Origin of the sequence: Corynebacterium sp. HMSC058E07 (genome assembly GCF_001809885.1) — a bacterium.
In the GTDB taxonomy this organism is placed as follows: domain Bacteria; phylum Actinomycetota; class Actinomycetes; order Mycobacteriales; family Mycobacteriaceae; genus Corynebacterium; species Corynebacterium macclintockiae.
Map to the genome: position 1 here is coordinate 1 of NZ_KV799248.1, position 12,484 is coordinate 12,484.

The window sequence follows — 12,484 nt, forward strand, 5'->3', positions numbered from 1 at the left end:
GCCGAGCGGACACACTTTTTGCTACTTAACCCTAATTTCAAAGCCGGGATTTGGGACAAAAAATCCCCCGCCTCGCAGCGGTGACAAAGCACCGAAGCGACGGCGGGGGAAGGTGGAACCTTGTGGTTCTTAGCCCTGGCGAGCCTTGAAGCGGGGTTCCTTCTTGTTGATCACGTAGACCTTACCGCGGCGACGAACGACCTGAGCGCCCGGCTTGTTCTTCAGCGACCGAAGGGACTTACGGACCTTCATCGGGCGCTCCTTTCCTCATCGACTTTTCACATCGCCAGGCAGCCCAGGCCAAAGCCCGGTCATGCCGCCCGGCACAAACACAAACGAAGAGTTTACCCACCAGGCCCCTCAAAACCAAATGAGTGCACGCAGCATCTTCGGCACAGCACCACGTACTCCACCATATCCTCCACCGTACGGACTAGCATCAAGGCATGAGCTCCTCTGCAGATCACACTGGCAAGCCACCCAGCACCGACCGCACCCCCGGCACACGCGACATCCACGGTGACCCTGGCGCCCGCCCGCTGCATGCGCGCATCATCGCCGAATTGGGAGTGCAACCCACCATCGACCCAGCCGAAGAGGTAGAACGTCGCGTACAGTTCATCGCCGACTACCTGCGAGCCACCCACACACGCACGCTGGTGCTGGGCATTTCCGGCGGGCAGGATTCCACCCTCGCCGGAAGGCTGTGCCAGCTGGCTGTCGATCGCCTCAACCAGGAGGATGCACAAGCCCAGCAGGAAGAGCCGGCCCAGCCCTACCGCTTCTGCGCCGTGCGGCTGCCCTACGGAATTCAAGCGGACGAGAACGACGCACAGGTTGCGCTGGAGTTTATTGCGCCGAGTATGGGCGTCACAGTAAATATCAAGGCAGCCACCGACGAGTCAGCGCGCGCGACCAGCGAAGCCCTAGGCATCACACAGGTCAGCGACTTCAATAAGGGCAACATCAAGGCACGCGAGCGCATGATCGCGCAATACGCACTGGCCGGCGAGCTCGGCGGGCTGGTCGTTGGAACAGACCACGCGGCGGAGGCGATCACTGGCTTCTACACCAAGCACGGCGACGGTGCGGCGGACCTGGTTCCATTGGCGGGACTGACGAAGCGACAGGGTGCAGCACTACTGCAGTACCTCGGCGCCCCGGACAGCACGTGGCAGAAGGTGCCAATGGCGGACCTGGAGGAAGACCGCCCCGCCCTGCCCGACGAAGAAGCACTGGGCGTAACGTACGAGCAGTTGGATGACTACCTGGAAAGCACCAACGGCGCGGCCGACATCGACCCGCAGGTCGCGGAACACATCGAGGGGCTATGGTTCCGTTCGCGCCACAAGCGACACCTGCCAGTCACACCCCGCGACGCGTGGTGGCGGGACTAGAACACGAACTGGTCCAGGATCAGCGCGGTAAATGCGAGGTACCAGGCGATAACAACCACCAGCGGCATGCCCAGTGCGGAGTGTGGCACGTCCTCCCCCGCCTCGCGCCGCTGCTCGCGTTGGATGTGCACCAACGTCATCACAAACATCGGCAGGATCGCTGCCCACACGGCCATGCAGTAAGGGCACAGCGCGCCAATCGAGTAGATCGCAGCATAGGCCAGCCAATGCACGAACACCACGCCCAATGCCACCCCAGCCAGGATGCAGTACCACATCCAACGCGGCAGCTTGGCCCCCACGATCAGCATCACCGCGAGGGTCATCATCACCGGGAAGCCGATCAGCCCGATGAACGGGTTAGAGAAGCCAAAGGCGGACGCCTGATCCGAGGCCATCACGTCCGTACACGAGATCACCTCGTTGAAGGTGCAGGCCGGCTTAAAGTCGGGATTCAGCGCCATCTGCAGCTTGTCGTGCATGATCAGCGCGGAAAAAATCAGCCCGATCGTAGACAGCACTAGGAAGGTGTAGCCGAAGCGCTTCGTTGCCCCTAGACCGTTCATGTGCTCGCTCTCTTTGTTTTCTGACGCCCTCACGATCCGAACTATCTAAACCTAGAATTCTCCGACATGCGGTGGACCTACATTGGGTTCGCTGTACGCTCCTGAACTGGGCAGTTTCCAATAAAACTAGACTAGCACGGTAGATTTGCTTCAGTCGTGCTTGCCCAGACAGGGATCCCCAATCAAGCGGATTATCGTTTATAGATTTTCGACCGGTGCCCTAGATCGACGACGACAACGACAATGCTCTCGTCTACGATATCGGCAATAATCCGAAGGTCCCCACCCTCCATCGCCATAAACCAATCCTGTTCCCGGAAAGCGCTTTGCCACGCGATCGAGGATTTGGAAGCCGCGACACTTCTCTCAACAGCTGGCTGACGCGACTTCTATTCTGCTTATCTAACTTCTTATATGCTTTGGCCGCACGGGGAGAAAATCTAATCTCCCAGGTCACATTCGGCCTCCAAGTCAGTCAGCGAAACGGTCTCAAGTTCCCCCCTGCGGATTTGAGCGGCTTCATCCTCCAAGGTGTAGAGGTACTCAAGCTCCGCGAGATGTGCCCCCAATGCTTCACGAACATAGAAAGAACTGGACCGACCCGTTCGCTTGGACAATCTATCCAGCCGTCTCTTTTGCTCATCATCGATGTGCAAATTAATCAGTGCACCGTTCATACCCATATTGATACAGCTCCCCCACTCGAAAATCTAGACGTACACCCTAGGAATCTCCGGCACGCTCCAGACTACCCCGATGGTCAAACTGTCCAGGCTTCGCGCTTATACACCCAGTCAGTTATAGGAGCACTTTAACTCTCACAATGCCCCACATACATAACAGAGCCCTGGTCGTTACCGACCAGGGCTCTATGTTCTGTGGAGCTAACGGGATTCGAACCCGTGACCCCCACACTGCCAGTGTGGTGCGCTACCAGCTGCGCCATAGCCCCGTTGCTATCCAAGCGATTTCGTTTCAAGGAAATCCCTGCGAAGCGAACGGATCTAAAGCTACAACACTGGAATTAAGTTCTCCAAATCGCCAGGTGCCCCTGGGTGGTGCCACAGCTCTGATGCTCCGTGGCTACTCACCCGGCGGGAAACTACTTACCTTCCAGCGCTACTGGAACCCAGGATTGCATCTCCCGCTCCTCGTTCACTGGCGGATCAAATTTCTTACCATTCTTGTAAAGCAGCGGCGAGGAAACATTTCCTTCTCGCTTCTCAACTTCCTTGTCGTTTGCACGGGAGATCTTCGCACCTTCGTCCTTAATGGACTTGTCGCGGATCTTGCCAACCACACCATCATCTACGCCCATCTTTTCCGCAGCGTTGGCCAGGTCATCCCAGTCCCAATCACGGGTAACGGTGGACTGCTCTTCCATCATCAAGCGGTGGATGTTCCAGAAGGCATCCACGTCACCCGTCTTGGCAATTTCCCAAGCCACGGCGGCGCCACGGGTCGAGGGGCCGGTTTCATCGCCACGGTCCAGGAAGTTCAGGAAGCGGAACTGTACCTTCACCTTCCCGTCTTCCAGCGCCTTCTTCACGTCTTCGCTGGACGCGGTTTCCAGCTCTGCACAGTAGTGGCAGCTGAAGTCCTCAAAAACTTCAACAGTCGGAACGTCGTTCCCAGCGTTCTCCGGCTCCAGGGTGACGATGCTGTCCTTAGCAGTCATCTTCACATTCACCTTGTCATCCGGCAGGGTGATGTTGTCCACCTTGTGCTTCTGGTTGTTGTACACGATAAAGCCAATGGCTACGGCTGCGATAACGAGGATCGCGATGATTCCCCACAGGAAGCCGTTGCCCCCTTTAGAAGCATTAGGGGACTTAATTTTCTGGCTCACTGAGCTTTCCTTTCAACAGATGATGACGTGTCTACTGCGCGTTACACTATCGCAGTAGTCTGGGAAAACCCTGAATCGACCCCGAAATAATCCGTATACGCGCAGCGAGGGCAGCAGCAAGGGGCTCCGGCAGGGCTAGGGCTGCCGCCAGCCCCCCTGTCCGCCACTGCCTAGTGAGAACTATCCCAGCACCCCGTCGACAACGACCTGTGCTTCTTCCAGCACCTGGTCCAGGTGCTCGGCACCGTTGAAGGACTCGGCATAGATCTTGTACTTGTCCTCCGTGCCACTCGGGCGGGCGGCGAACCAGGCGTTATCGGTGGTCACCTTCACACCGCCGATGGCCGCGCCATTGCCCGGCGCCTCGGTCAGAATCGTTTGGATCTTCTCCCCCGCCAGCTCGGTGGCTTCCACGTCGCTGGCGCTGAGCTTCTTCAGCCGTTCCTTCTGTTCGCGGTTCGCCGGCGCATCGATGCGCTTGTACTGCGGCGCTCCGAGCTCCTCGGCTAGCTCCTTGTAACGCTCGGATGGGCTCTTGCCGGTCGTTGCCCTTATTTCGGACGCCAACAGGTCAGCGATAATGCCGTCCTTATCGGTCGACCAAACCTGCCCGTTGCGACGGAGGAAGGAAGCGCCTGCGGATTCTTCTCCACCAAAACCCACGGATCCGTTGACCAGGCCCGGCACGAACCACTTGAACCCGACCGGCACCTCCATCAGATTGCGCCCCATGCGGGCCACCACGCGGTCGATCATGGAGGAGCTCACCAGGGTCTTGCCCACGGCAGCATCCTGCGGCCAGTTCTCGCGGTGGCTAAAGAGGTACTCAATAGCGACGGCGAGGTAGTGGTTCGGGTTCATCAGGCCTGCATCTGGCGTGACGATTCCGTGCCGGTCGGAATCAGCGTCATTACCAGTGGCTATGTCGTACGAAGCCCCACCGGCGCCGGCGACCGCATCGACCAGAGAGGCCATCGCGGACGGCGAAGAACAATCCATGCGGATCTTGCCGTCGGAGTCCAAGGTCATGAAGCCAAAGGCGGGGTCGATCGTCGGATTGACGACGGTGAGGTCGAGGCCGTGCACGTCGGCGATGCGCTCCCAGTAGGCGACGGAGGAACCACCCATCGGGTCGGCGCCGATGCGCACGCCCGCGCTGCGGATGGCCTCGAGGTCGATAACCTCCGGCAGAGCGGCGACGTAATTGCCCAGGAAGTCGTGGTTTTCTACCAACTCGGTCGAGGTGGAACGCTGCACTCCAGCCAGATCCGCATCCAGGTACTCGTTGGCGCGACGGGCGATCCAACTGGTGGCGTCGGTATCCGCAGGGCCACCGGTCGGCGGGTTGTACTTGAAGCCACCGTCGCGTGGCGGGTTGTGGGAAGGGGTGATGACGATGCCGTCGGCGCGGCCCGAGTCAGTACCTTCTGGTCCGCCGGGCAGCTGCTTGTTGTGTTCCAGGATTGCGAAGCTGATGGACGGGGTGGGAACGAAGCCACGCTCCTGGTCCACCTTGACGGTCACGCGGTTGCCGGCCAGGACCTCAAGCGCGGTGGCCTCGGCGGGCTCGGACAGTGCGTGCGGGTCGCGGCCGATAAACAGGGGGCCGTTAATGCCCTGTTCACGGCGGTAATCGACGATGGCCTGAGTGGTGGCCAGAATATGTGCTTCGTTGAAAGCCCCGTCGAAGGCACTGCCACGATGGCCGGAGGTGCCGAAGCTTACGCGCTGGCCCGGATCGTCCAGGTTGGGAACCTTGGCGGAGTAGGCCTCCAGCAGGGCGGGGATGTCGGTTAGGTCGTCGGGGGTGGCGGGCTGGCCAGCGCGTGGGTGCATGTTCTTTCCTTCGGTCGGTGCCTGAAAGGGCTGAAAGCATTTTCTTGCAGCTCACCATTTATCGTGCCCGATTCCGCGGCTTTTTTCAGCGCTCTTGCACCCGTTCAACGCCCCCTTGACGACTCTTTAACGCGCGGCTGCGCGGTAGCCAATTTTGCTGAGATTTTTGTGAAAACATTTCACCTCTCCCTACCACCGGCGTACCCTCTGTAGTTCATGCAAGACGTTTCCTTCGCCGAGTCCCTCCAGAACTACCTGGATAAGATCGACCAGTTTGTCTGGAGCCAGTGGCTGCTTATCCCACTGTTGCTACTCACTGGCCTGTGGCTGACGTTCCGCCTAGGCGGCGTGCAGTTCCGCAAGCTATTCGTGGCACTGCGGCACGGACTTATCGACCGCGATGACGAGGGCGGCGAAGGCGACATCACTCAGTACCAGGCGCTCACTACGGCTCTGGCTGCCACCGTCGGCGTGGGCAATATTGTGGGTGTGGCTACTGCAATTTCCGTCGGTGGTCCCGGCGCGCTGTTTTGGATGTGGGTCACCGGCTTGGTGGGTATGGCCTCGAAGTATTCGGAGGCCTTCCTGGGCGTTCGCTTCCGCGTGGCCGATTCGAAAGGCCAGGTTTCCGGTGGCCCACAGCGCTACCTGTCGCTGGGCATTCCGGGCGGTCTGGGCACGTTCCTGGCGTGGTTCTTCACCATCGCGGCCATCATCGCCTCGTTCGGCATCGGAAACCTCACCCAGGGCAACGCTGTGGCCGCGGGTCTAGAGGACACGTTCAACGTCAGCCCCACCGTCACCGGCGCGGTGATGTTCGTGCTAGTCGGCGCGGTGTTGCTGGGTGGCATCGGCTCGATCGGCAAGGTCACTTCGGCCTTCGTGCCGCTGATGATTCTTATCTATATCGTCGGCGGTTTCGTCGTGCTGGGGTTGCACGCTAGCGAGATCCCGGAGTCTTTCGGCCTTATCTTTAGTGACGCCTTCACGGGAACCTCTGCCACCGGTGGATTCCTAGGGTCCGGCATCATGCTGGCTATGCAGATGGGTGTGGCCCGCGGCATCTTCTCAAACGAATCCGGTATGGGTTCGGCCGCAATTGCCGCAGCAGCGGCAAAGACCACCCACCCTGTACGCCAGGGATTGGTCTCCATGACTCAGACCTTTATCGACACGATCATTGTGGTGACCATGACTGGCCTGGTGATCATCACCACGGGCGTGTGGGACACAGGCGAGGACAATGCAGCAAACATGACGGCGCAGGCCTTTAGCAAGGGAATCGGCTCGGAGTGGGGCGGCACCATCGTCTCCCTATCGATCGTGTTCTTCGCATTCTCCACGATCCTGGGCTGGTCTTACTACGGCGAGCGCAACGCGGAACGTGCCTTCGGACCCTGGGCCTCCCTGCCTTACCGAATGCTGTTCACCTGCGTGGTTTTCGTCGGCGCCACGACGGAGATCGGATTGGCCTGGACCTTCGCAGACATCGCCAACGGACTGATGGCCCTGCCGAACCTGGTTGGCCTGCTGATCCTGTCTGGCCTGATCGCTCGGGAAACCAAGGCATACCTGAACTTCGACCCCACCCTTCGGGCGCGCCCCGAGGACGTAGAGAAGTTCCTCGTCGATACAAAGAACCCGTGGCGCAGTGCACTCTAGTTGCGGGGCGCCCTAGCTCCAGCGTTTTAGTTGGCGCAGGTGAACTCCACAGATAGGGCGATCGTGCGGTTCGAGTCGTCCTCCACCGGGTTTCCTTCGACAACATAAGCGTCACCCTTACGCTTCACCGTGGCCGAACCAGCGTGGTCGTCGTCGATACCGAAGTCAGCTTCCAGCACCTTGCGGCCGTCGTCTTCATCCAGCTCGCAACGGACTGGGGAAAACAGCTTGGGATCTACATCCTTTCCATCAACGGAGATTCGCGTGAGCTTGCTGCCCGGGCTCTCCTGTGCGGGCGCGACCGCTGCAGCGCCAGCGCGACGAGACATTTGCGAACCAACAATTTCCTTAACAGATCGTGAATACCTCATCCCTTCCCGCGGTATCAAAGCTCAAATTCTTCAAATCCCACACAGGTTTTAGTGATCTGAATTACAGTCGCGGGCATGACTTTCGCTTCACAGCACGGCCTGAACGCTCCCCTTACTCCCCTGCGCTTCCTCCAGCGCTCCGCACAGGTTCACTCCAACAAGGTAGCCGCGGTCGACGGACCGCGACGCATCACCTTTGCCGAATTCAACGCCGATGCACAAGCCTTCGCCCACGCACTGATCGCCGACCACGTCGCTGAAGGCGACCGGGTGGGCATCCTCGCCTCCAATAGCTACGAGGCGCTACTAGCGCAGTTCGCCGTGCCACTGGCACGCGCGGTCACGGTGCCGATCAACACCCGCCTAGCCCCAGCAGAGGTCAACCACATCCTCGACCACGCTTCCATCGACGTGCTTATCGGTGAAAAAGAACTGATCGACCCCATCCTCGATAGTGGCGAGCGCGACCTGCGCCGGGCCGTGTACATCGCCGACAAGGAAGGCGTAGAACCCCAGGTTGAAAGGGCAGATACTGACCCGCAGGGGGCGTCACTAGAAAAGACCTTTAGCGCCTACCTGGCAGGGCACCGCGACGAAGAGCCACTGCCCTACCGCGTGCGCGATGAGAACGAGACGATCGCGATTAACTACACCTCCGGCACGACGGGCAAGCCCAAGGGTGTGATCTACACGCACCGCGGCGCGTACCTGAACGCGCTGGGGCAAGCGCACACGCAGCACTTCAACCACGACACGGTGTACCTATGGACGCTGCCGATGTTCCACTGCTCCGGGTGGTGCACCGGCTGGGCAGCAATGGCCGTCAGCGCAACCCAGGTGGCACTGCGCGCGGTGCGTGGCCCGGAGATGTGGGAACTGATCCGCGCCGAGGGCGTGACCGCCCTCTGCGGCGCACCGGCTGTACTGAACACCCTGGTCGACGACGAAAACAAGCGGCGCGTGACGAACCTCCGAGTAGCCACCGCAGGCGCACCGCCGAGCCCGACGACCATCACCCGCTGCGAGAACATCGGAGTGGAGGTCACCCACGTGTACGGCCTGACCGAAAGCTATGGGCCTTTCACTGTCTGCGAAGCGCAGCCCGAATGGGAGGACATGACGGTTCGCCGTCGCGCGGTGCTAAAGGCGCGCCAGGGTGTGGCCTCTATCACCAACGAGGACGTGCGCGTAATCCAGCCAACTGAAAGCCAGGACGAGGCGCTGGTCGACGTGCCCGCCGACGGCGCAACGTTGGGCGAGATCATCCTGACCGGCAACGGCATTATGGCCGGTTACTTCAACGACGAAGAGGCCACCGCGCACGCCTTCCGCGGCGGCTGGTTCCACACTGGCGACCTGGGCGTGATGCACCCCAACGGTTATATCCAGCTGATGGATCGCGCGAAGGACGTGGTGGTTTCCGGCGGCGAGAACATCTCTACGATCGAGGTCGAGCAGGCCGTGATCAGCTACCCTGACGTCTCCGACTGCGCGGTGATCGGCGTGCCGGACGAGAAGTGGGGCGAACGCCCACGCGCCTACGTGGTTCTGCGCCCGGAGGCCCGCGACGCTGATCAGTCCGCCGTGCAAGAGGCCGTGATCGCCCACTGCCGCGCCCACATCGCCGGTTACAAGGTTCCCCGCGACGTGCGGATTCTGGACGAACTCCCCCGTACCTCCACAGGCAAGGTCCGCAAGAACGAGCTGCGCGAAGAGGCCTGGGCGGGTCACGAGCAGAAGATTAATTAGCCGTTAACCCAGTATTCGCCCGACCTTTCCCTGCCCGCTGCCTCGAGGCCGGCTGTTCGTCACGCACGCCCTTTACCCTGTGCGCTCATGGGCAGTAAAGGTATTTTTTCTCGACGCCGATTCTTCAAAGCACTAGGCTTCAGCGCCGGTTCCGCAGCCTTCGTGGTGGGGCCGCTTGCCAATGCGGGTGCTGCTCCAGGCACGGGTGCGGGCAGTTCCGGCCTGGCCGGTAGCGACCTCGCGGGCAGCGGGCTGACCGGTAGCTCGGCGCTGGGTTCGGCGAGTACGCAGAATATGGCCAGCTCGGCCAGCTACACCCCAAGCAACATCGGTAGCTCCGAGACCGGTTGGGTGATGGGCCGCAAGGGCTCCGGCCCGAAGGGCAAGTTCCTGGCCGGCGACCTGCAGGTCGTGACTGTCACGGAGGATTCGGTGACGATCAGCTGGCTGACGTGGGATGCGAAGGTCAGCATCGCAGAACGCCCCGTGGGCATGCCGACCGAAGGCACGCTGCGCGTATGGCCGGAGGACAACCCACAGGATACGAAGATCGTGCGCTCGGAGAAGAACGCCTTCTTCCACATCATGACGGTCGAAGGACTGCAGCCCGAGACGACGTATCGTTTCAGCGCTTCCTCCCACGGTGTCGAAGCCAACGCGACGCACAATTACTTCCAGGAGAACAAGCGGGAGTTCACCACCCTGCCACGTCTTTCCGGTGACCTGCTGCAGACCGTCATTGTGGCAAACGACGTGCACATGGGCGAGGCACAGGACGGGCTATGGTTCGACGGGTTCCCGCCACCTGCTGTTCCGAACCCACAGTCCGCGCCCTACCCGGAGGTGTGCCTAGACGCAGTGATTCAGACCGCCGAGGCTTACGGAGCCACGCACCTGTTTGTCAACGGCGATGTGACCAGCGAAGCCCGCCCGGCCGAGGTCCGTCGTGCGAAGGAGATGCTGGACAAGTTCTCCGGCACATGGCGCGTGACCCGTGGCAACCACGACCGCCCGCACAAGGCGGACGGTTCCTCTGGATACGAGACTGCTACTCCTTATGGCAAGGAGCACTTCGATCCCTTCGGCGATGTCTTCGAACCCCGGCAGCAGGCCTGGATGATGGATCTGGAGCCCGCGGGCGTGCGCGTGATCGGCATCGATTCCACGGAGCTGGATAAGTCCGGCGGGCGGATCGAGCCACAGCAGTTCCGTCAGATCGAGGGCTTCCTGCGCCGCGATCCAAACAAACCGACCGTTCTGATGCTGCACCACCCCATGACGCGCGAAGCCGGCTGGTCGAACGCCGCCGGACCTGCTTTCATCCTGCGCGACCCGGATTTGATCCGACTGCAGAAGATGATCCAAGCAGCCCCGGGCGTGAAGCTGGTGCTGGCGGGCCACACCCACCGTGCCCACCGCGATAAGCCGGACTTGGATACTCACGCGGTTTTCCTGGAGACTCCGGCGGCGAAGAACTGGCCCACCGGCGCCACGCAGCTGCGTTTTTACTCCGACGGCATTGCCGTGAACTTCCGTCACAACATGGGTGAGGAGGCTCTGGACTGGGCCAGCCGTACCCGCTGGACCAACTTCGGTCTGGCGCCGGAGATCCTGCTGGGGCCGACGGACGCGCGCAACCTGGTGGTGCGCTACTAAGGCGCCCCAGCGCGGCTGGAGCGCGCGGCTTCGCTATAGAACCATCGCCGCGACCCAGCCGGCGATCAGCAGCGGAATATTGAAGTGCAGGAACGTCGGGATCACGGAATCCCGGATGTGGTCGTGCTGGCCATCCGCGTTCAGACCCGACGTGGGGCCAAGGGTCGAGTCGGAGGCCGGGGAGCCGGCGTCACCAAGAGCACCCGCAGTACCCACAATCGCCACGGTCGCCAGCGGCGAGAAGCCCATAGAGGCACACAGTGGCACGTAGATCGTTGCGACAATCGGCAGGGTGGAGAAGCTCGAGCCGATGCCCATGGTGACCACCAGGCCGACCAACAACATCACCAGCGCCGCGGCGGCCTTGTTGCCCGCGAACAGATCGGCGGATGTGTTGACCAGGCTTTCGACCTCGCCGGTAGCCTTCATGACTTCGGCGAAGCCCTGCGCGGTGATCATAATGAAGCCGATCAAGGCCATCATGCGCATGCCAGCGGTGAAGACATCGTCTGCCTTCTTCCAATCAACTGCGCCGGTACCCATGAAGATCGTCAAGCCAACCAGGGCGCCGATCAGAAGCGAATTGGCCTCCATATCCATGGACTGCATAACTACCTGCACAGCGAAGGTCGCGATAATCGCGATGATGGAAACGAAGATCTTGTAGCGGGAGATCTCCTCGTCCGATGTGGTCCCGGCATCCGTGATCGGGCGATCCTCGTACGTGCGTGGCTTGCGGTACGTAATAAACACCGCCACCAACAGGCCACAGAGCATGCCCAGCGCCGGGATTCCCATTGCCGACATCACGTTGATGCCGTCAGTGTTCATACCCGCTTTGGAGATGTTAGCCATCAGAATGTCGTTCAGGAAGATCGAACCGAAGCCCAGCGGAATCCACATGTACGTGGTGATCAGGCCGAACGTCAGGATACAGGTGACCAGGCGGCGGTCCAGCTGCAGCTTATTAAAGACGCTCAACAGCGGCGGAATGATCAGCGGAATGAACGCGATGTGCACGGGGATGAGGTTCTGGCTCATCACGGCCATTGCGAGGATGCCCGCCAGCATCAGCCATTTCGTTGCGGCGACGGCGCGACTCTTTGTTTCTTCGTTTGTGACGCCCAGTCGCCCCAAGATCGAATCTGCCAAAAGCTTGGGCAGTCCCGCACTGGCTACGGCCATCGCGAAGGCGCCAAGGAGGGCATAGCTCAGTGCAATTTGTGCGCCGCCGGAAAGGCCTTCTTGGAATGCCACCATCGTGGCATCGAGGCCAAGGCCGCTAAGGAGACCACCGATAAGGGCTCCGATGAACAGCGCCAACACCACATGCACCCGAAGCAGGGCGAGGGCCAGCATGACGACGACGGCAACGAGGACTGCGTTCATGCACCTTAG

Annotated in this window: 11 protein-coding genes and 1 tRNA gene; 4 read left to right on the top strand and 8 right to left on the bottom strand. The window is 60.8% G+C overall.

Going from position 1 to position 12,484, the window contains the following annotated elements:
* Nucleotides 1–129 precede the first annotated feature (129 nt).
* Nucleotides 130–252 (bottom strand): type B 50S ribosomal protein L36, encoded by a 123-nt coding sequence (ykgO, locus tag HMPREF2678_RS01000; RefSeq protein ID WP_005511141.1) that lies wholly within the window; start codon nt 250–252, stop codon nt 130–132.
* 194 nt (nt 253–446) lie between these two features.
* On the opposite strand from ykgO, the gene nadE reads away from it, so the two are divergent.
* Nucleotides 447–1,397 (top strand): ammonia-dependent NAD(+) synthetase, encoded by a 951-nt coding sequence (gene nadE, locus HMPREF2678_RS01005; RefSeq protein WP_083303384.1) that lies wholly within the window; start codon nt 447–449, stop codon nt 1,395–1,397.
* Here the strand turns inward: nadE and HMPREF2678_RS01010 are convergent.
* The 5 genes from HMPREF2678_RS01010 to pgm all read right to left on the bottom strand — a co-directional run bounded on the left by HMPREF2678_RS01010 (nt 1,394) and on the right by pgm (nt 5,648).
* Nucleotides 1,394–1,963 carry a vitamin K epoxide reductase family protein gene (locus HMPREF2678_RS01010; RefSeq protein WP_070550545.1) on the bottom strand — a complete coding sequence of 190 codons (570 nt, stop codon included), beginning with the start codon at nt 1,961–1,963 and terminating at the stop codon, nt 1,394–1,396. The genes nadE and HMPREF2678_RS01010 overlap by 4 nt on opposite strands.
* 440 nt (nt 1,964–2,403) lie before the next feature.
* Nucleotides 2,404–2,640 (bottom strand): type II toxin-antitoxin system RelB family antitoxin, encoded by a 237-nt coding sequence (locus tag HMPREF2678_RS01020; protein WP_035001626.1) that lies wholly within the window; start codon nt 2,638–2,640, stop codon nt 2,404–2,406.
* 202 nt (nt 2,641–2,842) lie between these two features.
* A tRNA-Ala gene (locus HMPREF2678_RS01025) sits at nt 2,843–2,915 on the bottom strand.
* A 150-nt stretch (nt 2,916–3,065) separates the two neighbouring features.
* Nucleotides 3,066–3,812: a DsbA family protein gene (locus HMPREF2678_RS01030; protein ID WP_034973419.1), complete on the bottom strand. Its 747-nt coding sequence runs from the start codon at nt 3,810–3,812 to the stop codon at nt 3,066–3,068.
* Nucleotides 3,813–3,992: 180 nt separating this feature from the next.
* The gene (gene pgm / locus HMPREF2678_RS01035) at nt 3,993–5,648 is read right to left on the bottom strand and encodes a phosphoglucomutase (alpha-D-glucose-1,6-bisphosphate-dependent) (RefSeq protein WP_070550546.1); all 1,656 of its coding nucleotides are present in this window, start codon (nt 5,646–5,648) and stop codon (nt 3,993–3,995) included.
* A 216-nt stretch (nt 5,649–5,864) separates the two neighbouring features.
* Between pgm and HMPREF2678_RS01040 the strand changes: the two genes are divergently transcribed.
* The gene (locus HMPREF2678_RS01040) at nt 5,865–7,310 is read left to right on the top strand and encodes an alanine/glycine:cation symporter family protein (protein ID WP_043015016.1); all 1,446 of its coding nucleotides are present in this window, start codon (nt 5,865–5,867) and stop codon (nt 7,308–7,310) included.
* Nucleotides 7,311–7,336: 26 nt separating this feature from the next.
* Here HMPREF2678_RS01040 and HMPREF2678_RS01045 read toward each other — a convergent pair whose 3' ends face one another.
* Nucleotides 7,337–7,639, bottom strand: coding sequence for a hypothetical protein (locus HMPREF2678_RS01045; RefSeq protein WP_043015017.1), 303 nt, complete (start codon nt 7,637–7,639; stop codon nt 7,337–7,339).
* Nucleotides 7,640–7,756: 117 nt separating this feature from the next.
* Between HMPREF2678_RS01045 and HMPREF2678_RS01050 the strand changes: the two genes are divergently transcribed.
* The gene (locus HMPREF2678_RS01050) at nt 7,757–9,430 is read left to right on the top strand and encodes an AMP-binding protein (protein WP_043015018.1); all 1,674 of its coding nucleotides are present in this window, start codon (nt 7,757–7,759) and stop codon (nt 9,428–9,430) included.
* A gap of 87 nt (nt 9,431–9,517) precedes the next feature.
* Entirely contained in the window at nt 9,518–11,086 is a 1,569-nt protein-coding gene (locus HMPREF2678_RS01055; protein ID WP_237745505.1) for a metallophosphoesterase, read from the top strand.
* Between the two features lie 33 nt (nt 11,087–11,119).
* Here HMPREF2678_RS01055 and HMPREF2678_RS01060 read toward each other — a convergent pair whose 3' ends face one another.
* Nucleotides 11,120–12,475 (bottom strand): Na+/H+ antiporter family protein, encoded by a 1,356-nt coding sequence (locus HMPREF2678_RS01060; RefSeq protein ID WP_034975140.1) that lies wholly within the window; start codon nt 12,473–12,475, stop codon nt 11,120–11,122.
* Nucleotides 12,476–12,484 lie beyond the last annotated feature (9 nt).

Bases quoted from the DNA above. Each gene is read 5' to 3' on its own strand.
- ykgO (WP_005511141.1), bottom strand. From the start codon at position 252: ATGAAGGTCCGTAAGTCCCTTCGGTCGCTGAAGAACAAGCCGGGCGCT.
- nadE (WP_083303384.1), top strand. From the start codon at position 447: ATGAGCTCCTCTGCAGATCACACTGGCAAGCCACCCAGCACCGACCGC.
- HMPREF2678_RS01010 (WP_070550545.1), bottom strand. From the start codon at position 1,963: ATGAACGGTCTAGGGGCAACGAAGCGCTTCGGCTACACCTTCCTAGTG.
- HMPREF2678_RS01020 (WP_035001626.1), bottom strand. From the start codon at position 2,640: ATGAACGGTGCACTGATTAATTTGCACATCGATGATGAGCAAAAGAGA.
- pgm (WP_070550546.1), bottom strand. From the start codon at position 5,648: ATGCACCCACGCGCTGGCCAGCCCGCCACCCCCGACGACCTAACCGAC.
- HMPREF2678_RS01040 (WP_043015016.1), top strand. From the start codon at position 5,865: ATGCAAGACGTTTCCTTCGCCGAGTCCCTCCAGAACTACCTGGATAAG.
- HMPREF2678_RS01045 (WP_043015017.1), bottom strand. From the start codon at position 7,639: ATGTCTCGTCGCGCTGGCGCTGCAGCGGTCGCGCCCGCACAGGAGAGC.
- HMPREF2678_RS01050 (WP_043015018.1), top strand. From the start codon at position 7,757: ATGACTTTCGCTTCACAGCACGGCCTGAACGCTCCCCTTACTCCCCTG.
- HMPREF2678_RS01055 (WP_237745505.1), top strand. From the start codon at position 9,518: ATGGGCAGTAAAGGTATTTTTTCTCGACGCCGATTCTTCAAAGCACTA.
- HMPREF2678_RS01060 (WP_034975140.1), bottom strand. From the start codon at position 12,475: ATGAACGCAGTCCTCGTTGCCGTCGTCGTCATGCTGGCCCTCGCCCTG.